We start from the raw sequence: 22,115 nt of genomic DNA on the forward strand, positions 1-22,115 counted from the left end.
GTTCCTTCTGGGAATCGACAGTGACTACGTTTAAATACGAGTCACCGCGAACACCCTTTAAGAATCCCCGCTGAACGGCGCCTGAACCGTTGTGCGGTTACTGAGCCGCCGGACGCTCGATGATCAACGATTCGATGTTCATCTTTTTCGCCCGAGTCAGGGCCGCATTCAAATCTGCCTGCCGGGCCTCGGCCTCGGCTTTGGAAGCGAACGGTCCGAGCAGGATCCGATCCTTGCCGTTTTCCCGGACCACATTGGAAACGAAGCTATGCTCGATCAACCAGCCGCTCAAGTCGCTGACCGCCTGGGTTGTTTCGCCGCGCACTTCGAGATCCCATTGCGGACCGGTTGCGACAGCGGGCGTTGTTGCCGGTGCGGAAACAGTCGCAGAAGGCGTCTTTTGCGCGCTCGCATCCTTCCCTTCACCGCATCCTGCCAACGCCAATACTGCGATTACCAAAGCCATTTTGCGCACAACGTTTCCCTCTGAATGCCGAAAGCGCAGATTTTAGCATTCATGAATACTTCCCGAGTCCCGCAAAATGGGCACAAAACAACGAGAATCATGGTTGCGGCCTCTGTATAGTTACGCCTTGGGAATTAATGCAGCATCTGCGCGTCAGAAAGAGGCACCCAAACCGTGAGACTTCGCACTAATCTATAACTACACCGACCTCTGCACTGTCTGAATCAGGTGCCCTACAAAGCAATCAAGGAGAAGACCATGCTGATACTCACCCGCAAAGTCGGTGAAAGCATAAACATCGGTGATGACATCACCATTACCATTCTGGGCGTTAGCGGCCAGCAAGTCCGGATTGGCATCAACGCCCCTAAAGACGTTGCCGTGCATCGCGAAGAGATCTATCAGCGCATTCAGGCTGGGCTGACCGCTCCAGACAAGCCACAACCCTGAATCCTGCTGCAGTCAGTAGCCAGCCCGTTCGCTTCAGCGCAATGGCTGGCTAAAGATTCATGCTCGGTATTTCGTTGAGCACCCGCCGCCTCCCCCTCCCTGTTACGTGAAGCCAATACTACCGGCTTCGGCCACGCCCTGGCTGTCAGACCATTCGCTTTAACCCCGACGAATAGGTATCGCTATCCGAAGGTCACTCCCCGCGCCATGCCAGTGGCCGCAATCACCATGAGCATCATCAACAGCGCTTCGACATGACTGATCCGTGCGAACAGCTTCGCCCTGCCCTGGTCAAACGCAGCGCCGCGCTTCAAGGCGATCCGCCACTTGATCAAGGTGATCATCGGCACCAGCTCCAGCAACAGAATGATCACGAACAGCGTCATCTTGAGATGAAACAGCGGCTGATGAAGGTAATAGTCAGTGCCTTTTTCATACCCGCCGAAAGCTCGCAGCAACCCCGTGACCAGCAAAATCCCCGCGCAAATCCCCCACACGTTATCGGCGACCAAAACGTTGCGGACCTGCGCCGTGCCTGCGGCCAGGCGACTTAATGCCGTGCCCCGAGTCAGTACACCCCAAAGGCCCATGGCAAACGCCAAGAGATGGATCGCCGCGAGAAACCAGTGAGACAGCATAAGGATGCTCCTGACAGGGAAATGGAAAAGGGCTTGTCAGTAGTAGCCCAAAACCTGGAGATCTGCCTGCCTGTGGCCTACAGAAAAAGAGGCCCATTCTGACCAGCATGATGTGAACCAAATGGGCCAGAATAGGCGCTCACCAAGGATGGAACCCATGGACCGATCAAACTTGCCGACACTTGTCCTGCTCCCGGGAATGGATGGAACGAGTGAACTGTTCAAGCCTTTCGTGTCGGCGCTGGACCACGCTTGCGACATCGTTGTCGTGACTTACCCCTGCGATATCCCGTTGAGTTACGACGAGCTGGAAGCGATTGCCAGAGCGTCGCTGCCCACCGATCGCCCGTTCGTGTTGCTGGGCGAGTCCTTCTCGGGACCGATCGCTATCGCGCTGACGGCTTTGCACCTGCCGCAACAGGTCGGGCTGGTGCTTTGCTGCACGTTTATCAGCAACCCGCGGCCGCTGTTCAACCCTCTGCGCTTTCTGGTCAACCTTTTGCCGATGAGCGCCGTGCCCGCCGGATGGCTCAGCCCATTGCTGCTCGGTCGATTCTCTACTGCCGCATTGCGCACGTCCCTGAGTCGTGCGATCAATCAGGTCAACCCCTCGGTGATGCGTGAACGGCTGCGTTCGGTTCTAGAAGTCGATGTGTCTACGCAACTGGCCCAAGTGAACGTACCGACTGTTTATCTGCGCGCCACCGATGATCGGGTGGTGCCAAAGACTGCCTCCGAGCGGATTGCCCGGCTAAAACCGCAGGTGCAGATGATCGACTTGAAAGCGCCCCACTGCCTGCTTCAGGCGGTACCCGATGAGGCCGCGCGCCAGGTCATGGAGTTTTTGCGAGCCACTGACACCTCGTAACGCATTACAACTTTGTCATTGAGTTGTCAGCGAAGGTCGCACCCTCGATTCATACAGTGTCGTCGTCAGCTACCCAACCCGGGTGGCTCGCCTTCCACCGATGATGACAAGGGTCGACACCATGAAACCAATGAACAAACTCTGCCTGATCGCCGCCAGCCTGATGATGCTCGGCACCGGCTCCGCCATGGCTAGCAACATTGCGCCCGTGAAGGCTAACAACGTCGTGCTGGTGCACGGCTCCTGGGCTGATGGTTCGAGTTGGTCCGACGTAATCACTCGTCTGCAAGCCGCCGGTTTGCACGTCACCGCCGTGCAGAATCCGCTGACTTCCGTGGCCAACGATGTCGCGGCCACTCAACGCGTACTCGATCAACAAGACGGCCCGACCGTGCTGGTAGGCCATTCCTACGCCGGCACCGTGGTCAGCGAAGCCGGGGTGGATCCGAAGGTCAGCTCCCTGGTCTACGTCGCCGCCCGCGCCCCGGATGCCGGCGAAGATTTCGTCGCCCTCTCCGGCAAGTACCCGACCATGCCCGTGCGGGCCGGCACCGAAGAGCACGACGGCTACGTCAGCTTGAAACAGGACGCCTTCCTTAAGTACTTCGCCAGTGACGTGCCCCACGACAAAGCCATGGCCCTGTTCGCCGTGCAACAACCGATCGCCAAAACCCTGTTTGGCGAACGCACCACCGCCGCAGCGTGGCATACCAAACCTTCGTGGTACGCGGTGTCCAGCCTCGACCAGACCATCAACCCGGACCTGGAACGCTTCCTCGCCAAGCGCATGGGCGCGACCACCATCGAGCTGCCGTCGAGCCATCTGTCGCTGGTTTCCCACTCGAAAGAAATCGCCGACCTGATCCTCGAAGCCTCCGGCCGCCAGCCGTAATCCCGGGCCGAATTGCATTACAACTTTGTCATTCAACTGTTGGTCGGCTGTCCGGATCGCCTCGTTAACCTGAGCTCACTGCCCAGTCACTCAACCGGCAGCCACCGTCATCCAGATTAGAGAGAGACACACCATGAAAATGTTAATCCTCGGTTTCGCCGCCCTCCTCGCCACCGGCTCGGCTTTCGCCGATACCCAGCCACAGGCGCCAGTGATTCATGACAAGACCGGTTTCTTTGTGCACATGGACGTCGCGAAAGTGCTGTCCAGCACCGACATCTCACAACAGTGCGGCATTATTCCTGCGCGGCTGGACTATCTGGACCACAACGGCCAGGAGCACGTACTCGATTACCAAGTCGAAGGCTCCGGCTGCACAAGCGACAATTGAGTGCGCGCGCCGACGATGTGTGGCCCGCGTCATACGCAGATGATCGGGCTACACTGGCTCACGCCCCTCACGGCGCAATGATTTCTTTACGGACACCGACCATGAACATCCTTGTCGTTGAAGACGAGCCCAAGGCAGGCAACTACCTGCTCAACGGCTTGCAGGAACTCGGTTACTCGGTCAGCCTGGCCCGCAATGGCGTGGACGGCTTGCACCTGGCTCTGGAAACCTCGTTCGACGTCATCGTGCTCGACGTGATGATGCCGAAAATGGACGGCTGGGAAGTGCTGCGGCGCTTGCGCAAGGAAGCCGATACGCCGGTGCTGTTCCTCAGTGCCCGCGACGACATCGCCGACCGCATCAAAGGCCTGGAACTGGGCGCCGACGATTACCTGATCAAACCGTTTTCCTTCGCCGAACTGGTCGCACGCTTGCGCACCCTGACCCGACGCGGTCCGTCCCGGGAAGAAGAACAGCTGCAAGTGGCCGACCTGCAGATCGACGTGCTCAAACGTCGCATCACCCGCGACGGCGTGCGGATCACCCTGACCAACAAAGAATTCGCCCTGCTGCACCTGTTCGCCACGCATCAAGGTCAAGTGCTGTCGCGCTCGCTGATTGCCTCGCGGGTGTGGGACATGAATTTCGACAGCGACACCAATGTGGTGGACGTCGCGGTGCGGCGTTTGCGCCTGAAAGTCGACGACCCGTTCCAACTCAAGCTGATCCACAGCGTGCGCGGTATCGGCTATCGCTTTGATACGCAGCCATGAACCGTCGACCGCACTCCCTGACCCTGCGCCTGGCACTGTTGTTTGCCTTGCTGGCATTTGCCTCTGTGATCACGCTGGGCGTGTGTTTGTATCGCGAACTGGAGCGCGAGTTGATCCGGCGAGACGATGCCGCGCTGATCACCCGGGTCGATCAACTGCGCACCTTTCTGAATGACAGCAACACCCTGGACCTGATCAAGAGCAAACCGGCCTTGTTCCAGAACATGCTCGGCAACCGCGAATCGGTGCTGGTGATCGGCGCGGCCGGACAAAAACCGTTGCTGGTGGTCAATCCCGGCAGACTCGACTTGCCAAACTTGTCGCCCGTGACCATGGACCATCCGCTGGTGCTGGCCGACGTACAGCACTTTTCCGGCGTGGACGGTGTGCCCTTCGCGGCGCTGGCGGCGACCATCGACTCCGGCGACCTGGGCAGCCTGCAAGTCGTGGCCGGGCGGTTGATGACTGAACGCACCAGCGTGTTGGCCAACTACCGGATACGCGTTTACCTGCTGGCCGGCGTCGCCGCCCTATTGCTCGCACTCTGCGGCTATTTGCTGCTTTATCGCGGGCTGCTGCCATTACGCCGCCTGGCGAAACACGCCCACGGCATCGGCGTCGGCAACCTCACCGAACGCCTCGACAACCACGGCGCGCCGCTGGAAGTGCAGCCGATGATCGACGCCTTCAACGGCGTCCTCGACCGCCTCGCCAAAGGCTTCGTCCAGCTCGGCCAAGTCTCCACCGACATGGCCCACGAACTGCGCACCCCGATCAACAACCTGCTCGGCGAAACCCAAGTCGCCCTCCAGCAAAACCGCAGTGTCGAAGCCTACCAACAACTGCTTGCCTCCAACGTCGAAGAACTCGAACGCCTCGCGCGCATGCTCGACAACATGCTGTTCCTCGCCCGAACCGACCCCGCCAGCGCCCTGCGCCAACGCCAGGAACTCGACGCGGCGGACGAAATGGAACGCATGGCAGATTACTTTGAAGGGTTGGCGGCGGATGTCGGGATCAGTATCAACGCTCATGGTAGCGGCGTGATCTGGGCCGAGCCGATGTTGCTGCGACGCGCGTTGGCCAACTTGTGCTCGAACGCCATCAAGTATGGCGCGCCGGATTCAGAACTGGTGGTGAGTGCGACACCCTCTTCCGAGGGCATCCGTTTGCGGGTGAGCAATCACGGCGCGACCATTGAGCCGGAACATCTGCCGAAGCTGTTTGATCGGTTTTATCGGGTGGATGAGTCGCGGGAACGGTCGGCGCAATCCAACGGGTTGGGGTTATCGATTGTGGCGACGATTATGCAGTTGCATAGCGGACGGTATGGCGTCACCAGTGAGAATGGGGTGACGTGTTTTGAGTTGTTCTTTCCGGCGCGGGCACTGTAAGGATAATCGTGTTTAGTTGTCGATTTAAGTAACAGATTGCGGCATGACTGGCGAACAGCCAGCTATCTCCCTATCATGCCGCCCACTGGCCCTCGAATCTGAGGTCAGAGGACAATCATTCAAAAGGGAATAGACGTGAAAGAGTTCGTAATCGGCGTTAACAATGCAGTTCTGTACGTCGCGCTGGCCGTTATCTGGATCGCCGCAGTGGTCATGATCTTCGTTCAGGGCTTCTGGTCCGGGGCAGGCATTTTCATTGCCGGCACTCTGACGTGGTGCATCATCTCCGGCTTCTGGTTTGTACAGTCGGCGACTTATGAAGAACTGAAAAAGTTGAACGCCAAGTAAGATTGGTTTTAGTTAGTTGGACCTGCCACGCAGGTCCGATGTTGCTTCACGCAACAGTTGTAACGAGGGGACAATCCCCTCGTTACAGTGCCTGGCGACTAGCCAGGCTTGTGGTTATCCAGTACTCGATTCACCGCTAACTCACCCAACCTGATTACCTGCTGCAACACCAGCATCTTCCTGCGCTGTGGGCCGTCCATTGTGTCGGCGATCTCACTCGCCATCTCGGTGGCAGACGCCAACGATTCGCAGGCCTGGACGAGCAGTGTTTCGTCATCCGCCGCTGGGTTGACGATGAAAGTGCTGCAGGGGCTGCGGGGCGGTATCTGCGTTTTCGTCGCCCCGGGGTTGAGGTAGAAGTTGAGTGCGCGGTCGGCGGCCTCTTTTAGTTTCTTGGGGTCAAGATCAAGAGAAGCGTCGTAGGGCACTGGATTGGTGTGCGGGGGATTAGGTGTGACTTTGAACATAGGGACTTTCTCCAGTAGGGCTGCAACCGACTCGCTACTAATACGAGAGGGTGGCGGCTGTGCACAGGTTAGTAGACCGGCAAAGTCACCTAAAACCCCGGCGCGCCCGAGAGCGCCCTGTACACAACCACCATCAAATGCAGGCGATTACCTGACTGGATGACGCTTGTACAACCGAAGATGACTGCCGAGCTACTAAACCCGATCACTGATGAGCAGTGACAGGAACAAAGTTACCGATTAGCCACGAGGTGAACAAGCCGGCGGATTCTGGCGCACGCGTAGGTAATGGCGCAAGGATTTGTAGCCCTTCGGACGTTACATAGCGTGTCTTTAAACAAACAGTTCGCAACGGTTAAACAAACCTCTAAAAACCAAAAAACCGACTGAACGTCCGCGTCGAAAATCGCAACAGGCGCAGCGCCTATCCGCGCCCTCGATGCCTGCTTTTGAAGGGCCAAACCCACCGCCAACATCGCTTAATTCTGTGAACCACAAAACGTCAACTCAAAACCTGTAACAATTGTTGACCAAGACTTCGACTTAGTAGGATTATCCGCAGGCGAATTTACACGGATGGTTAAATTTGATGCGTTCTTCACCCATGGACGGGCCTTCCCCAGCGAATGCGCGCGCCACACCACGCCTCTCCCCATACCGTCCGAACATTTCATAACGCCCCTATGGACAGCTCGCATCGTCGAATTCAGCGACAGCCTGCCAGCACCCATTTGAAACCTTGAAAAGGACCTTCCCATGAGTGGCAAACCTGCTGCCCGAGTCACAGATCCCACCAACTGCCCCTTGCCGGGACACGGCACGAATCCGATCGCCAGCGGCTCCCCCAACGTAAACTTCGACGGCCTCGCCGCCGCCCGAATGACCGACAAATCCGCCTGCGGCAGCCCCATCACCGGCGCCGTCAGCGCCACGGTTTTCATCAATGGGCTGAACGCGGCAACGCTAGATAGCACCGGCGCCCACGGTAACGTAATCGTCGGCGGATCAGGCACAGTCATCATCGGCGACTCGGTGGTCACAGCTCCGTTTAGTGGGCTGATGCCAATGCCTGTGCACTTCAGCGACAAATTCAGACTGGTTGACGAAGACTCCGGCGAACCAATGCCCAATCACGACTACGCCATTCAGCGAGCCAACGGGACTCTTGAACATGGCGTCAGCGATGCGATGGGATATACCCATGTGGTGAGCTCGCACTTACCTGAAAGCATCCAACTGTTTTTAGAGGATTGAGGTATGGCTGCAGAACAGGTAATTCTTTCAGCTACTACGACTGTTAAGCTCGCGAAATGCGATTTGTCGACAGCAACTGACTTCTCTATCTGTCAGATAGCGTTCGTGAAAATCTATTTTGGTGGATATCGCAATGACTGATGTGGTTAGCAAGAACGGTAAAAAAATGTCGTCTAAAGCCACGAAAACGATCACACCAATCAAAGACGCTTCTCCAAAAGACATTGTGGTTTCAGTTAAGCAACAGAAAAGACGGGCGGAGAACGCCGAGTATTTGAAGAATAAGAACGTGAAGGCGTTTTTGGATACCCTTGCGCAGATTGAAGGCGGCGATTACCACGCAAAGTTTGGTTTTGGATGGGCACCAGGCTTTAAGACTGGAAAGTGGACATTTAGTGATGAGTCTACCCACCCCGGTGCGGGTCATGGCGGCTCAGTAACGGCATCAGGTAGGTATCAGATTACGAAACCCGCATGGTCGGAGTCTTCCATTGACGCCATGGGACTCTCTGACTTCAGCCCCGGAACACAGGATTTAATTGCGGTTGAACTTCTGCGCACAGTGAGTGCAATCGAGCCACTGATAAGCGGAGACTTGAAAACCACAATAGGAAAAGCCTGTAGGAAATGGGAGGCTTTACCGATGGGCCAGGAATGGCAAATCGGCCTTTAAAAGGCAAACCATCAGGACAGCCGTATACTGAATACGACGAAGTTATTAATATCTATAAGGGCTATGGCGGCATTGTGAAATGAAACCACTTAAAATACTTATCTGTTTATTATTCAGCGCTAGCTTTTTTGCAAACGCAACAGATGTACCAATAAGAGAAGGCATGTCGTTCTTAAAAGCCAGAAAAGCTTTAATTAAAGACGGCTGGAAACCAAACCCAACCTACTCAGGAGAACCTGGCGTTGAGAAAATCTATATGAGAAAAGGCTTCATTGAATTTGAGTCTTGCACCATGGGTATTCAATACTGCGATCTAAATTACAAAAAAAATGAAATCTGCCTGGGCGTAGCAACTGTAGGCGAAGAAGTAAAAGATATGAAAATCTACTCGTGGAATTTTGAGTGTCCCGAGCCGGAGGAAGAGCATCAAGACAGCGAATAAACTAGCGACGGCTGATACTGACTGAACGTCAGAAGGTAACGAATTGATTTGAGGGTGGATTTATGAAAAATAGATAAGCCCACCTTCTGGCCTGGGGTGATGTCCGGGTCAGCATTATGAGTGAGGCGCCAGATTCAAAATAAATCTCTCCCCTTTTCCTTTAGATACATCCATGAAATGGTGCAGTGGGCCGCAAGCGTAGCGAACGGTACTGTCGGCCTGCTTATGGCTTGGGAACATGACCCTGGAACAGCTTGGTATAGGCGAAATACCCCCCCGCAATTTCAGCGACGGCGAGCACCCCATACACCGCGCCAAACATGAACGATGAGGCGATGAAACCTATCGCCACGATGCCAACAAAAATCTGGATGATTTTCAGCGTCTTTTCGTCTAGAGAAAATTTCCCATGCAGAAACAGACCTGCTGCCAGACCAATCAAAACGCCCACAATGATTCGTGCAAACATCACTCAACTCCTTTTGCTGAAAGGTGGGAAGCTTACTCCAGAAAAGACAACCGCACCCCCTCCAAAGCCAGAGCATCGTAGGGGCTAATTTTTTGGCTATCCCGGAAAATGCAGGAAATTCATTATGGTGGTTCCTTCGAACTATCGGTTCGCTCAGTTTCAGACTGCGCTTCATTCTGCCTTTTTTCAGTAATTGCGACACTTTTTCGACAGTTCCGGCCCTGTGAGCTAGCCTTTTTGTGTCGTGTTACTACCAAGTAGAATGGAGCGCTCTCGCTATGATTACCTGCGATATAAAGGAAGTAACACCGGTAGAGTATGAAGCGTATGCACAGTCGTTTATTGAGTTAATGCAGTTTGATGCAAACGTTGATGCATTTTTTATGGGCAATGCTGAAAAAGCAGCAAATATAGCGGAGTCCTACAGTTCAATAATTCCCGGAAAAAAGTACGTTGCGCTTGCAAAAAAAGGGAATGACATCTACGGTCTGGTTGGCTTGATGACTCTTTCTGTTAAAGACGCCTATATTCAGGTTGATTACATTTGCACACATCCTCTCACTAGCCAGGGAGGGGTGTTACTTATAACACACGCGATTGAAGTATCAAAAGAACTGGGGAAAGGTGGTACGCTTCGTCTTTATGATGCTAGCGGTGGGAGCTTTTACGATAATCTTGGCTTTACTCCTGTTGAGGCCGGATCAGGCACGAAGCAACTAGTGCATGGCGTATTCAGGGATAGAGTGTAGGGTACCCGGCCAACTTTACGCATCTCGCGCAGTCAATGAGCGTCCTGTGCGAAATGGTGAAGATCAAAAAGGTGACAAATTAATTTATTGGTTGGACCTATGAAAAATTAATCCGCAACCATTCTGCAAGCGTAAAAAAGCCATAAAAATAAATGCGTGGCGCCTTTTTCAATGAGCACATTACTCTGAGTCTAAATCCATCTGAATGCGGGCGGCGATAGACGGAGCCCAGTTTTGGCCGGTGATTTGAAAAGTCGAACGCTTTTTGCTGACAATACGAATGGCATACTCATTCGCAGAGCTTGAGACTGGCGTAATAAACAACCCAATGACTTCACCCCACGTAGCCATACCAGCTGGCGCTTCAGATTTGATCACACCTTTGCCCTTGTCCATTTCGACGATAGCCAAATTAGTGCTCATAGCGCTTACCGATGACTTCCAAACCTCAGCAAAAGATTTATTTGAAACATTGACGGTTATACCGGTATCAGAAGGTTGAATGCCATCGATCGTTGAACAAGCACTCATACCAAAACACAAAGCACTGACAGCCAAAATCTTGAACACTCTATTGATCATAAAAACTCCTTATTCATATGAAAATAAATCCATCCCCTTTCCCCGCCCCCCCGAACCAGCTCATTCCAACCTATATTTTCTGAAAGAAATATATTTCGTAAAGCCGAATTTTATGTATGGCTTCCCATTACCAGCGCGAAACGCAACGCCCACAACAATAAAATCAGCACCTTGTAATTCATCAACATCTTTCAGCCGAAAATCTTCAACAAGCTGTTCTTCCAGCTCATCATCTTCAATTAAGATACTTGGCTCTTTTTTATAGTTTCCGCAATTGAGCCAAAGAGCTCCATTTTTTCGATTGACATTGTTTATCCGCCCCCAAAAGATCTTTGGCTCACCTAGAGGAACATTTAATATTTCACTTTGTGAGACTAGATGTTCTGCGAGCCCGCCTTCAAGTACTACCCGCCCACCGTCGGCAACCATTTTTATCTGTTTATCAGATTCAGAAAAATCCGCCTCTCGAGTTAGCTTCGTCAATATCTGCCTAAGTGATTTATTCTCAGGATAGTCTCCAACATTTGAATATCGTCTGACGACACCCCAATTAGAATCTTTCCTTGACTTAGATTGCGACACTACAACATCAATAACTTGTTTACGCTGCTTATCCAGATCTATATTAATTACAGACAAGGGCCCTGGAGATGCATCACCATCGTCATCAGGTATCAGAATAATTTTATTATTACATCCTTCAGCGTGATGAGCTGCAAAACATGGAGCCCGGAGGTACTTCTCGGTTGCAAATCCTTTAACAAACCACGATTTTTCGCGACATACATCGCACAGAATATTTCCTCGGTATTTTTCAGGATGTTCTTGATACAACAAAATTGAACAATCTGAACCATCTACCACATAACAAACGTTTTCCACTCAGCCATCCTCGCTAAATGTATGCCAGAGGCATTTTTCACCGTATTGCTACGGGGTATAAAAAAGGTGACGGATTTATTTAAAGACTAACTCCATGAAAAATAAATCTACCATCTTTCAACTCCGTTCTCTTGATGTAGTGAAAGTGGCCTAGATCGCGCAGCCACTACCATCCGCTCACTTCAATTTGCATGCTTGCATGAATTTGTCTGTTTCTCGTGTAGATCCACCTGCGGAAGCGGTTCCAGACCATTTAGAGTCAAATTCTTCCGACTGAAGTCCGAGCTGAATTACTGACTTCGCATTACGAAGATCAGCTAAAACCTTAAGAATTTCCTCTTTCTCACGAGTGATGTACTGAGCGTAATCGTTATTACGCTGAGCGCTCTCCGCCGTGAAGTGGTGAATCTCACCTTGATCTACTTTGATCAGAAGTTTCCACTCTGAACTGGTCCGCCCGTCCGCCCATTTTTCTTTTTGCAAGAGCGCAAGGGAAAGCCCTTCCGAATCGCAGTCGAACGCAACCGCTTGGCTCAGGCTAATGTTGCCAAAAAGCATTGCTTTCTTGCCACCCGAAAAGATGTCGTCTTGAGTGCTGGTACTCCAATCAGCACTAGCAACTGATGGAATGGCGATACCGAGAAATAAAACCGTTGCGGCTATCCCTGCTTTCATGTCGATACCCTTCGGAAAGATAGGGTGATCTTAGCCGCTCTATGGGCACCTTGCCATCACGTCACGCGCTGGATCTACGGTGGGTGATTGCCACCCTCCTCGCTTCGAGTCCGATGTAGGGCCCACCCACGAAATTAGCCACTATCGGCATTCGCATGCCAAACGTGATCGAACTCAAGATGTCGCGAACGCAGCTCCAAAAACACACAGGCACAAAAAAGGGCCCACCTTTCGGTGAGCCCCTCTAGACCGCCCAGCAGAGCGGATTTTGTTTGGTAGGCGCGATTGGACTCGAACCAACGACCCCCACCATGTCAAGGTGGTGCTCTAACCAACTGAGCTACGTGCCTGCTGTGAGGCGGCATTCTACGGAATTCCGGAGGGGTGTCAACACCTTTTTTCGAGCTAACCCTATGAATATGCAAAATATTTAATTTCGCTGCTGCGACGAAGATTTTCCGGTGGCTGGCGGCGGTTTTTTATCTCGGGTAGGATCGGTGCACTCGTAAAATATATTAAACAGAGGCTGCAGGATGGCGAACACCCCCTACCCAGAGTCCTATTACGCTGCATCGGCGAATGCGGTTCCGCCGCGCCCGGTTTTGCAGGATGACGTAGAGACTGATGTCTGTGTGATTGGCGCCGGTTATACCGGGTTGTCCTCTGCCCTGTTTTTGCTGGAGAACGGTTTTAAGGTAACGGTGCTTGAGGCGGCCAAGGTTGGGTTTGGGGCGTCGGGGCGTAATGGTGGCCAGATCGTTAACAGTTATAGCCGTGACATTGATGTGATCGAGCGCAGTGTCGGGCCCAGGCAGGCGCAGTTGCTGGGGCAGATGGCGTTTGAGGGGGGGCGGATTATTCGTGAGCGGGTCGCCAAATATAATATCCAGTGCGACTTGAAGGACGGCGGTGTGTTCGCGGCCATCACGGCCAAGCAGATGGGTCATCTGGAATCGCAGAAACGTCTGTGGGAGCGGTTCGGGCATACGCAGCTTGAGTTGTTGGATCGAAAGCGCATCCGTGAAGTGGTGGCGTGCGATCAGTATGTCGGCGGCATGCTCGACATGAGCGGCGGGCATATTCATCCGTTGAACCTGGCGCTGGGTGAAGCGGCGGCCGTGGAGTCGTTGGGCGGCACTATTTATGAGCAGTCGCCAGCGGTGCGCATTGAGCGCGGGGCGAATCCGGTGGTGCATACGCCGCAAGGTAAGGTTCGGGCCAAGTTCATCATTGTTGCGGGCAACGCTTACCTCGGGAATCTGGTGCCGGAGTTGGCGGCGAAGTCGATGCCCTGCGGGACGCAGGTGATCACCACCGAGCCGCTGGGCGATGCGTTGGCCAAGGCGCTGTTGCCGCAGGATTACTGTGTCGAGGACTGCAATTATTTGCTCGATTACTACCGGCTGACCGGGGACAAGCGTTTGGTCTTCGGCGGTGGCGTGGTGTATGGCGCGCGGGATCCGGCGAACATTGAGGCAATTATTCGGCCGAAGATGCTTAAGGCGTTTCCGCAGTTGAAAGACGTGAAAATTGATTACGCCTGGACCGGAAATTTCCTGCTGACTTTGTCGCGTCTTCCGCAGGTTGGGCGGTTGGGGGATAACATTTATTATTCCCAGGGTTGCAGCGGGCATGGGGTGACGTATACGCATCTGGCGGGCAAGGTGCTGGCTGAAGCGTTGCGCGGGCAGGCTGAGCGGTTTGATGCGTTTGCGGATTTGCCGCATTACCCGTTTCCGGGCGGGCAGTTGCTGCGCACGCCGTTTGCGGCGTTGGGAGCTTGGTATTACGGGTTGCGGGATAAATTCGGTTACTAAGTAAGCCACACCACAATCCAATGTGGGAGCGGGCTTGCTCGCGAAAGCGGTGTGTCAGTCAATATTGATGTCGACTGATACACCGCTTTCGCGAGCAAGCCCGCTCCCACATTTTGTTTTGTGTTGTGCCTGTTAATCGGGGAAGTCTGCACCTTCGCTGACGCTGGCCCAGCCTTCGAAATCCTTACGCAGGGCTTCGATCTTGCCGCGTCCGCCGGCCAGTGCCGCTTTGCCCAGCAGCAGGCGCAACGGTGGGTTTTCGGCCTCGACCGCATCGACGATCGCCACCGCCGCCCGCACCGGGTCACCCGGTTGTTTGCCGTTGTAGCCCCGGATCATGTCCATGCGCTTGCCCGCTGTTTCATCGTAATCACTGATGGTCCGACTCGCTTCATTGGCCGAGCGCCCTGCCCAATCGGTGCGGAATCCGCTGGGTTCAACGATCAGCACTTTGATGCCCAGCGGCCCGACTTCCTGGGACAGGGATTCGGAAATACCTTCCACAGCAAACTTGGTGGCGTGGTAGAAACTCACCGCCGGGAACGCGACGATGCCGCCGACGGACGAGATGTTCACCACCGAACCGCTGCGCTGCTGACGCATGCCGGGCAACACGGCGCGGGTCATCTGCACGAGGCCCCAGACGTTGATTTCCATCATGTTGCGCACTTGCTCCAGATCGCTTTCTTCGAACGAACCGAAATAGCCAATCCCTGCATTGTTCACCAGCACGTCGATGCGACCGAAACGTGCGTGGGCGGCGTCCACGGCAGCGCTGATTTGCGCCGGGTCGGTGACGTCCAGCTGCAAGACCAGCGCAAGGTCTTCGTGGTCTTTGACGATGTCTTCGACCTGCGCCGGGTTACGCGCGGTAACCACGGTCGGATAGCCGAGGCTGAGGGTGTGCAGGGCCAGTTGACGGCCGAAACCTGTTGAGCAGCCGGTGATGAACCAGACCGGTTTTGTAGTCGATGCAGTCATGCGGGTCTTCCTCCAGGTCACTGCCCGCAGGTGCGAGCGATGTCCTAGAGTATGGGCACGCCTGGCTTTGCGAAAAAGAGCCATAATCTGCAAGACCTTTTCGGAAAAACCACATAATGAAAGACCCGGATTTCCAGCAACTGCGGCTATTCATGCAGGTCGCCCAGGCCAAAAGCTTCACCAGCGCCGCCGATGCCACGGGGTTGTCGGTGTCCACGGTCAGCCATGCCGTGCGCGAACTGGAGAAACAACTGGGGCTGCGTTTGCTGAACCGGACCACCCGCAGCGTCAACATCACGGAAGCGGGCGAACAGTTGATCAGCAAGATCGCACCGCTGATGGAGGATCTGGGCCTGGCATTGCGCAGTGCGTCGGCGGCAGGCGATGAGGTGGCCGGGACGTTGCGTTTGAGCGTGCCTTCAAGCGCCAGTCGGCTGATCCTGCAACCGCTGCTGCGGCGGTTTCTGCTGGCACATCCGGGGATCAATCTGGAAGTCGCGGTGGACAACAGCCTGATCGATATCGTCACCCAACGCTTCGACGCCGGGATTCGTTACGACGACGTGCTGGCCCAGGACATGGTGGTGGTGCCGATTCTGACGGACATGCGCTTTGTGGTGGTGGCCTCGCCGGAGTACCTGGAATGTCGGATGATTCCGCAGCAGCCGCAGGATTTGTTGCAGCACGAATGCCTGAATTATCGCAGCGCCGCGTCAGGCGCCCTGCCCCGCTGGGATTTCGAGAAGGACGGCAAGCACACGCGGGTTGCGGTCAAGGGACGGCTGGCGACCAATGACAGTGATTTGCTGTTGCGGGCGGCACTGGATGGGTTTGGGTTTGCGTACTTGTCCCATGCGCCGATTGCGCAGCATGTGGAGAGTGGGGCGTTGGTGTCGGTGCTGGAGGATTGGGTGCCGACCAGCACGCTTTATCTGTATTACTTTGAGCGCAATAACACGCCGAAGAAATTGCGGGCGTTTATTGATTTTTTGAAGGGTGAGGCTGAAATAAATTAGTCCCAAACAACACAGATCCCCTGTGGGAGCGGGCTTGCTCGCGAAAGCGGTGTGGCAGGCGACATAGATGTCGACTGACATGGCCTCTTCGCGAGCAAGCCCGCTCCCACAAGGAGACCAGTGTTCAGAGGCGATGTCGCGGGATGCCGCTACGGATTCGCAAGATGTCAGCGAGAACCGCCAAGGCAATTTCCGCCGGGGTTTTGCTTCCAAGGTTCAATCCGATTGGAGCGTGAATTCTTGCAAGCTCCGCATCCCCCAACCCACCAATCCTGCGCAACCGCTCAAAGCGCTTCTGCGACGTCTGCATCGAGCCCATCACGCCGATGTAAAACGCCTCGGTGCGCACGGCTTCCATCATCGCCAAATCATCGATGCGCGGATCATGGGTCAGCGCCACCACCGCCGTGTCGCTGTGACAGCCGCCATCGGCGATAAACACCGACGGTAATTGTCGGCGAATCTCGACGCCCTCCAGCACCACACCTTCCAGCACTTCGTCCCGGGGATCGCACAGAATCACTTCGAAGCCCAGGCCCACGGCAAATTCCGCACAGGCCTGGGCAACGCTGGAATACCCCGCCAGCAGTAAGCGTTGAGCCGCACCAATCCGCACGCGCACCCGATCAATCTCACGTTCGATGCGCACACCTTGCTCGCTGTCCGCGAACACGCCGCGCGCACCGCTGGCCAGCTCGACCTCGCGGATCAACCGACGCTGCCCGAGCAGCGCCGATTCCAGTTCCCGCAGATGCACCTGAACCTCGCAATCCGAACCAAGCTTCTCCACCAACACATCGAGCACGCCGCCACAGGGCAGGCTCACCCGTGAGCGCGGGTCATCGCCTTCGCCGTAACGCACGACGCTGACGGCTTGCTCGAACAAACCTTCGGCCACCCGCTCAAGGAAATCTTCCTCAACACAGCCACCGGACAGCGAACCGATCCACTGCCCTTGCGCGTTCACCGCCAGCAGCGAGCCCGGCGCACGGGGCGCCGAGCCATAAGTCGCAAGCACCGTGCACAACCACACACGTTGGCCGGCCACCGACCATTCCAGCGCCCGGCGCACCACTTGCAGATCGAGATGCTGCATGTCAGTGCGCCTTGTGCTCGGCTGGTGGAGCGTCCGCTTGCAGTTTCTGCACGTCGCTGACGACCAGTTCCGCCGATTGCCCGCCCCAACCCTGACGCAAGTAATTCAACAGATCGGTCAGTTGTTCGTGATTGAGTTTGTCAGCGAAGCCCGGCATCGGTTGCATGCGTTCGAACCCGGCGAATTTCTGCTCGCCGATGCCATCCTCGATCACCCGCAGCAGGTTGCGCGGGTCTTCCAGGCGCAACGTGGTGTTGCCGCGCATGGCCACCGCGATGTGCGGTTTGCCCTCGCCGTTCGGTGCGTGGCAACCGGCGCAGACGTTGAGGTAATCCTGACGACCGCGCTGGGCGCTCGGGCTCATCCTGTCCAGCGGCACTTCGGTCAGCACTTTGGCCGCAGGCGCTGGATCGCCCAGCAAATAAGTCGCCATCGCCGACAGGTCCGGATCGCTGAGGCCTTGGGTGCTGTTGTGGAACACCGGGAACATCTCGTTGAACATCGTGCCCTGGGCGCTCATGCCGTGCTTGAGGAACGAGCTCAGGTCTTGATGATTCCAGCCGCGCGCGGCCAAATCAGTGGCCAGCAGGCTGGGCGCCAGATAACCATTGAGCACGCCGCCAGTCAGGCGTTTGTCCTGTTGCATCGCGCCGGGCAAGCCGCGTGGAGTGTGGCATTCGCCGCAGTGACCGAGCACTTCGACCATGTACTCGCCGCGCTTGAAGGCTTCGCTTTTGCCCTCGGTCGGCGCGAGTTTCACGTCCTTGCCGTAGAGCATGTTCCAGCCCATCAAACCGAGGCGCACGTTGAATGGAAAGCTCAGGCTGGTGACCGGCGCCGCCCGTTCGATGGGTTCGACAGTTTTCAGGTACGCATGAATCGCGTCGGAATCTTCGCGCGGCATCAGGTGATACGAGGTGTACGGCATCGCCGGGTACAGGTTCGCACCATCCCGGCGTTTGCCTTCGGTGAGCGCGGCAAAGAATTCGTCATCGCTGTACAGACCGATACCGTGCTCTTTGCTCGGGGTGATGTTGGTGCCGTAGATCGTGCCGAACGGCGAGACAATCGGCAGACCGCCCGCATACGGCGCGCCACCCGGTGCGGTATGGCAGGCCATGCAGTCGGCGGCGCGAGCGAGGTATTCGCCGCGCTTCACCTGATCATCCGCGTGAGCCAGCAACACCGGCGCAGCCAGACCGACCGCCAGCGTCAGGCGGGAAAGTAGATGCTTCATGCTTAACCCTCCTTGACCAGGCCGAGATCGGTCAGCACGTTGCGCGTCGCGCTGTAGTAGCGCACGTAGCCAGTGCAGCGGCAGATGTGATGGCCGAGGCTGTCCTCGATGACTTTTTCGAGTTGGCTTTTGACGATTGGCTGGCGTTGCAGCTTCTCGACCAGCACCGTCGCCGCATTCACAAAACCCGGCGCGCAGTAGCTGCACTGGAAGGCGAACTCATCGACGAAACGCTGCTGGATCGGGTTCAGTTCGGTGACTTTGCCCTGCTCATCACGGGTCGCGTGGCCTTCGATGGTCCGCACTTTCTTGCCTTCGAAATAGTGCGCGCCAGTGATGCAGGTGCGCACTTCTTCGCTGGTGCCGTCCGGGTTATCGACGATCACCACGCAGGCGTGGCAAATGCCCTGGCCGCAGCCGAGGCGCGAGCCGGTGAGGTTTTTATATTCGTGCAGGTAGTCGATCATCGGCAGGTCATCAGGGATGTCCACCGGGCCGACGGATTGACCGTTGAGGGTCAGTTGAAGCGGACGGTTAGCCATTGAGGGCCTCCTTGATGCGTGCGGAAGTGATAGGCAGGTCGCGGACCCTTTTGCCGATAGCGTGGGCCACGGCGTTACCGATGGCGCCGACCACCGGGATCATCACCACTTCGGCAATGCCCTTCGATGGGTCGCTCGGCGACAGCGGCGGCAGGATTTCGGCGGTCTGGTTCCACACCGCAACGTGGCGCGCCATCGGCAAGCGGTAACGGTTGAAGTTCCAGTCGCCTTCCCCCGGTCCGCCTTCGTACAGCGGCATCTCTTCGAGCAGCGCATGGCCGATACCCATGGCGATCCCGCCTTCGAGCTGGCCCTTGACCAGTTCTTCCACCAGCACCCGACCGCACTCGACCCACGAGTGATGGTTGAGCACTTGCACGTCGGCTGAGCCCTTGTTCACTTTCAATTCCACCAGCGTCGCGACCGGGCTGTAGTAAGTCACCGCCGCGTTGTTCAACTGGGTGTCCGGGTAGTGCACGTTCTGGCGATCCAGCAAATGGAAACCGGCGCTGGTCATCTGCGCTTTCTTCGCGTTCGGAGCACCGTCGCCGTACTTCACCGCCAAGCCGTCGAGGGGCAAACGCTCGCGCACGCCGTCGATGCTGAACTCGGCCTCGGCCCAGCTCCAGCGGTTGAAACCGTGCACAGTCGCGCCGGTCACCAGGCCTTTTTCGTGGGCGTGTTTCGCCAGTTGCTCAAAGCTCAGCGGCTGCATGCCGTTGGCGGTGAGTTTGCCGTCCACCCAATGCGCATCTTCGCGACGCACCACGTACGGGTTGGCCTGGCCGCCGTACGGGCCCTGGCCCCAGATCTGCAACGCCGCCGGCCACAAGCCGTGGTTGAACAGCACGCGGGACGCTTCACGGGTGGCGTGGCTGAAGTAGTAGGCGGAGTTGGTCGCCGACGACGCCGAGGCGAGTTTGCCGACCCAGCGCGGGTTGCGCAGGAAACCGTCCTGTTCGGTCTGGCTCATGATGTACGGGTTGCCGCCGGTGATCAGCTGCAACTCTTTCCATTCGGTTTCGCCGGTCTTCACTTCGGTGGCCGGGATGCCGATGAAATCCGCCACCACCAAGGCTTGGGAGGTGGACATGCCGGTGCCGATTTCGATGCCGATATGGCGCAGGGTCACGTGGCCCTCGGCGGTGAATTCGATGCTGGCCATCGGCGCTTCGGAACCGGTGCCGAAGTCTTTCTGGCAGATGGCGAAACCGACGCCGTACCAGTGATCCGGATCGGCCGCTTCGCGCTGCTTTTTGATCGCGTCGCGGTTTTTCCAGACTTCGTGGGCGGAAGCCTTGTCGAGAATCTCGTGCAGGCGCAAGGCCCCGGCAGGGACCGCGCCCTGGGTGTTTTTCATGCCCGAGAGCATCGCGTTTTTCTTGCGCAGGTCGATGGCGTCGATGCCGAGGCGACCGGCGATTTCATCGACCATCATCTCGGTGGACGCCATGCTTTGCAGGGTGCCGTAACCACGCATCGAGCCGGCTTCAACCGCGCGGGAATGGTAGGCCGTGACCTGCAAATCGTTCTGCGGCATGTAGTAGATCGACTGCGCCGCCGTGGCGCCAACCGCCGCCACCGAGGGGCTGTAGTTGATCCGTCCGCCGCCATCGACACTCATTTCGGCGCGGAAAATCTTAAAGCTGTGATCGGTCTTGTCCACGGCCAATTGGTAGCGGATGTCGAACGGGTGGCGCTTGATGCCGCTCTGGAATTGCTCGTAGCGGTCATTCGCCAGACGCACCGGCACACCGGCGCCATACAACGCGGCCAACGCGGCGTAGTAGACGAAGATGTTGTGGTCTTTGGAGCCATAACCGACGGTGTAGCCGGGGTGCATATTCAGGTTGGCCAGGCCGAAACGCGACGGCGCGATCATCTTCGCGGTTTCGGTAGCGGCTTCCAGCGGGCACTGGGTTGCAACCACAAAGTGCAAGGTCTTGGTCGCCGGGTCGTACCAGCCGTTGCCGTTGTCCGGCTCCATCGCGGCGGGCTCGATCGACGGGGTTTTGTAGCGCTCGTCGAACACCAGCCAATTGTCCGGCGGCGAGTCAATTTGCTGCTTCATGCGCTCGGCATAAAACAGACCGCGCTCGGTCAGGTTGCCGTGCAGGTCCGGCTGGGAATTCCACACCGGGCGACGGTTTTTCAGCATCGGGAACAGGATCGAATCCTTGAGGCTGGCGAATTCGTCTTCGTCCGCCGAGGTCGCGCCGCCGACTCGCACGTAGCGGAAGCTGCCGTAGGGATCGCCTTCGTAGAACGGCGCTTTTTCGCCGTAGCGGATGGCTTTGTCATTGAACTTGAGTTTGGCCTTGGCCTGGCGGAAGCGCTCGAAGTCGTTCCAGATCAGGATCGCCACCGGGTGCCCGATGAACATCGGCACCTTGCCTTCGGGCAGCAGCGGATCGGGCGCGTGCTCTTCCGGGAAGACGATGCCGTCCTTGTCCAGGTCGGCGGCGGTGACGATGCGGTCGGGTTGCAACTCGGCGCCGAGCCACGCCAGGTCTACACCTGCGTAGATGCGGTCGGCCTTGGTGGTTTTCAGCAGCATGGCGTGGCCCTGCTGCTGGGGCCAGCCCGGCATGTCCTTGGCGCGGATGTCGCGGGCAAAGACTTTGCTGCCACAGACCTTGGACAAGGCATCGTTACGCGAGCGCGCCTTGCCGTTGTTGCCGAGCCATTGCTCGGACGGCACGGTCACGCTGTTTTCCATCAAGGCCGCCAGCGCCTGGGAGCTGAGCGGCGTGAGCGTCACGCTCACACCCGCCACCAGCCCGCCCTGAAGGAACGAGCGCCGGGAGATATCACGGTTGGACATGGATCATCCTCTGGGCGGTTATGGGTCCGCCCTTCTGGTTATGTTCTGGGGATCTCGAGTCTTGCAGGAGCGCTTTTGGACGAAGCAAAAGGCTGTGTTGACAGTGCAAAGCTGACCGAAAGGTTAACTTTATAGGTTTCTGCGCTTGCGGCAAACAACCGGTTACAAAAAACTGACCAATGAATCAAA

25 protein-coding genes and 1 tRNA gene are annotated in these 22,115 nt (G+C 56.4%); 13 read left to right on the forward strand and 13 right to left on the reverse strand.

All coding sequences use genetic code 11. The annotated features are described in order from the left end of the window. Window positions 1–97: 97 nt before the first annotated feature. Window positions 98–475 (reverse strand): SPOR domain-containing protein, encoded by a 378-nt coding sequence (locus HB680_RS00975; protein WP_213936737.1) that lies wholly within the window; start codon window positions 473–475, stop codon window positions 98–100. 249 nt (window positions 476–724) lie between these two features. On the opposite strand from HB680_RS00975, the gene csrA reads away from it, so the two are divergent. Further along, window positions 725–916: a carbon storage regulator CsrA gene (gene csrA, locus HB680_RS00980; protein ID WP_017337657.1), complete on the forward strand. Its 192-nt coding sequence runs from the start codon at window positions 725–727 to the stop codon at window positions 914–916. Window positions 917–1,098: 182 nt separating this feature from the next. On the opposite strand, the gene HB680_RS00985 is transcribed toward csrA, so the two are convergent. After that, on the reverse strand, window positions 1,099–1,554 hold the full coding sequence (locus tag HB680_RS00985; protein ID WP_213936738.1) for a DUF2214 family protein: 456 nt from the start codon (window positions 1,552–1,554) through the stop codon (window positions 1,099–1,101). A 157-nt stretch (window positions 1,555–1,711) separates the two neighbouring features. Here HB680_RS00985 and HB680_RS00990 point away from each other — a divergent pair, with 157 nt between their 5' ends. The 6 genes from HB680_RS00990 (at window position 1,712) to HB680_RS01015 (ending at window position 6,220) form a co-directional block, all read left to right on the forward strand. After that, on the forward strand, window positions 1,712–2,422 hold the full coding sequence (locus tag HB680_RS00990; RefSeq protein ID WP_213936739.1) for an alpha/beta hydrolase: 711 nt from the start codon (window positions 1,712–1,714) through the stop codon (window positions 2,420–2,422). A gap of 121 nt (window positions 2,423–2,543) precedes the next feature. Continuing rightward, on the forward strand, window positions 2,544–3,314 hold the full coding sequence (locus tag HB680_RS00995) for an alpha/beta hydrolase (RefSeq protein WP_213936740.1): 771 nt from the start codon (window positions 2,544–2,546) through the stop codon (window positions 3,312–3,314). A gap of 133 nt (window positions 3,315–3,447) precedes the next feature. Further along, window positions 3,448–3,705: a DUF2790 domain-containing protein gene (locus HB680_RS01000; RefSeq protein WP_213936741.1), complete on the forward strand. Its 258-nt coding sequence runs from the start codon at window positions 3,448–3,450 to the stop codon at window positions 3,703–3,705. 101 nt (window positions 3,706–3,806) lie between these two features. After that, window positions 3,807–4,478 (forward strand): heavy metal response regulator transcription factor, encoded by a 672-nt coding sequence (locus tag HB680_RS01005; RefSeq protein ID WP_054053013.1) that lies wholly within the window; start codon window positions 3,807–3,809, stop codon window positions 4,476–4,478. Next, entirely contained in the window at window positions 4,475–5,872 is a 1,398-nt protein-coding gene (locus HB680_RS01010; protein WP_213936742.1) for a heavy metal sensor histidine kinase, read from the forward strand. Before HB680_RS01005 ends, HB680_RS01010 begins: the two co-directional genes overlap by 4 nt. A gap of 135 nt (window positions 5,873–6,007) precedes the next feature. Continuing rightward, window positions 6,008–6,220 carry a hypothetical protein gene (locus HB680_RS01015; RefSeq protein ID WP_213936743.1) on the forward strand — a complete coding sequence of 71 codons (213 nt, stop codon included), beginning with the start codon at window positions 6,008–6,010 and terminating at the stop codon, window positions 6,218–6,220. A 98-nt stretch (window positions 6,221–6,318) separates the two neighbouring features. On the opposite strand, the gene HB680_RS01020 is transcribed toward HB680_RS01015, so the two are convergent. Continuing rightward, window positions 6,319–6,687, reverse strand: a complete 369-nt coding sequence (locus tag HB680_RS01020; RefSeq protein ID WP_213936744.1) for a DUF6124 family protein — start codon at window positions 6,685–6,687, stop codon at window positions 6,319–6,321. Window positions 6,688–7,443: 756 nt separating this feature from the next. On the opposite strand from HB680_RS01020, the gene HB680_RS01025 reads away from it, so the two are divergent. The 3 genes from HB680_RS01025 (at window position 7,444) to HB680_RS01035 (ending at window position 9,056) form a co-directional block, all read left to right on the forward strand. Further along, window positions 7,444–7,941, forward strand: coding sequence for a PAAR domain-containing protein (locus tag HB680_RS01025; protein WP_213936745.1), 498 nt, complete (start codon window positions 7,444–7,446; stop codon window positions 7,939–7,941). A gap of 133 nt (window positions 7,942–8,074) precedes the next feature. Beyond that, window positions 8,075–8,614 (forward strand): hypothetical protein, encoded by a 540-nt coding sequence (locus tag HB680_RS01030; RefSeq protein ID WP_213936746.1) that lies wholly within the window; start codon window positions 8,075–8,077, stop codon window positions 8,612–8,614. Window positions 8,615–8,693: 79 nt separating this feature from the next. After that, entirely contained in the window at window positions 8,694–9,056 is a 363-nt protein-coding gene (locus tag HB680_RS01035; RefSeq protein WP_256735435.1) for a hypothetical protein, read from the forward strand. Window positions 9,057–9,279: 223 nt separating this feature from the next. On the opposite strand, the gene HB680_RS01040 is transcribed toward HB680_RS01035, so the two are convergent. Continuing rightward, entirely contained in the window at window positions 9,280–9,525 is a 246-nt protein-coding gene (locus HB680_RS01040) for a hypothetical protein (protein WP_213936747.1), read from the reverse strand. 278 nt (window positions 9,526–9,803) lie between these two features. Between HB680_RS01040 and HB680_RS01045 the strand changes: the two genes are divergently transcribed. Beyond that, on the forward strand, window positions 9,804–10,274 hold the full coding sequence (locus HB680_RS01045; RefSeq protein ID WP_213936748.1) for a hypothetical protein: 471 nt from the start codon (window positions 9,804–9,806) through the stop codon (window positions 10,272–10,274). Between the two features lie 180 nt (window positions 10,275–10,454). On the opposite strand, the gene HB680_RS01050 is transcribed toward HB680_RS01045, so the two are convergent. The 4 genes from HB680_RS01050 to HB680_RS01065 all read right to left on the reverse strand — a co-directional run bounded on the left by HB680_RS01050 (window position 10,455) and on the right by HB680_RS01065 (window position 12,763). Next, window positions 10,455–10,856 carry a hypothetical protein gene (locus HB680_RS01050; RefSeq protein WP_213936749.1) on the reverse strand — a complete coding sequence of 134 codons (402 nt, stop codon included), beginning with the start codon at window positions 10,854–10,856 and terminating at the stop codon, window positions 10,455–10,457. 60 nt (window positions 10,857–10,916) lie between these two features. Then, window positions 10,917–11,738 carry a hypothetical protein gene (locus HB680_RS01055; protein ID WP_213936750.1) on the reverse strand — a complete coding sequence of 274 codons (822 nt, stop codon included), beginning with the start codon at window positions 11,736–11,738 and terminating at the stop codon, window positions 10,917–10,919. A gap of 177 nt (window positions 11,739–11,915) precedes the next feature. Then, window positions 11,916–12,413 (reverse strand): hypothetical protein, encoded by a 498-nt coding sequence (locus tag HB680_RS01060; RefSeq protein ID WP_213936751.1) that lies wholly within the window; start codon window positions 12,411–12,413, stop codon window positions 11,916–11,918. 273 nt (window positions 12,414–12,686) lie between these two features. Then, a tRNA-Val gene (locus tag HB680_RS01065) sits at window positions 12,687–12,763 on the reverse strand. 183 nt (window positions 12,764–12,946) lie between these two features. Here HB680_RS01065 and HB680_RS01070 point away from each other — a divergent pair. Beyond that, window positions 12,947–14,230, forward strand: coding sequence for an FAD-binding oxidoreductase (locus HB680_RS01070; protein ID WP_213936752.1), 1,284 nt, complete (start codon window positions 12,947–12,949; stop codon window positions 14,228–14,230). 132 nt (window positions 14,231–14,362) lie between these two features. On the opposite strand, the gene HB680_RS01075 is transcribed toward HB680_RS01070, so the two are convergent. Next, window positions 14,363–15,211: an oxidoreductase gene (locus tag HB680_RS01075; protein ID WP_213936753.1), complete on the reverse strand. Its 849-nt coding sequence runs from the start codon at window positions 15,209–15,211 to the stop codon at window positions 14,363–14,365. Between the two features lie 116 nt (window positions 15,212–15,327). Between HB680_RS01075 and HB680_RS01080 the strand changes: the two genes are divergently transcribed. Next, entirely contained in the window at window positions 15,328–16,227 is a 900-nt protein-coding gene (locus HB680_RS01080; RefSeq protein ID WP_213936754.1) for a LysR family transcriptional regulator, read from the forward strand. Between the two features lie 124 nt (window positions 16,228–16,351). On the opposite strand, the gene HB680_RS01085 is transcribed toward HB680_RS01080, so the two are convergent. The 4 genes from HB680_RS01085 to HB680_RS01100 are packed head-to-tail and all read right to left on the reverse strand — an operon-like array spanning window position 16,352 to window position 21,926. Continuing rightward, the gene (locus tag HB680_RS01085; RefSeq protein ID WP_213936755.1) at window positions 16,352–17,323 is read right to left on the reverse strand and encodes an XdhC family protein; all 972 of its coding nucleotides are present in this window, start codon (window positions 17,321–17,323) and stop codon (window positions 16,352–16,354) included. A gap of 1 nt (window position 17,324) precedes the next feature. Then, entirely contained in the window at window positions 17,325–18,560 is a 1,236-nt protein-coding gene (locus HB680_RS01090; protein ID WP_213936756.1) for a cytochrome c, read from the reverse strand. 2 nt (window positions 18,561–18,562) lie between these two features. Then, window positions 18,563–19,102 (reverse strand): (2Fe-2S)-binding protein, encoded by a 540-nt coding sequence (locus HB680_RS01095; protein ID WP_007982256.1) that lies wholly within the window; start codon window positions 19,100–19,102, stop codon window positions 18,563–18,565. Next, the gene (locus tag HB680_RS01100) at window positions 19,095–21,926 is read right to left on the reverse strand and encodes a xanthine dehydrogenase family protein molybdopterin-binding subunit (protein ID WP_213936757.1); all 2,832 of its coding nucleotides are present in this window, start codon (window positions 21,924–21,926) and stop codon (window positions 19,095–19,097) included. Before HB680_RS01100 ends, HB680_RS01095 begins: the two co-directional genes overlap by 8 nt. Between the last annotated feature and the right edge of the window lie 189 nt (window positions 21,927–22,115).

Source organism: Pseudomonas sp. dw_612, from assembly GCF_018449725.1.
In the GTDB taxonomy this organism is placed as follows: Bacteria; Pseudomonadota; Gammaproteobacteria; order Pseudomonadales; family Pseudomonadaceae; genus Aquipseudomonas.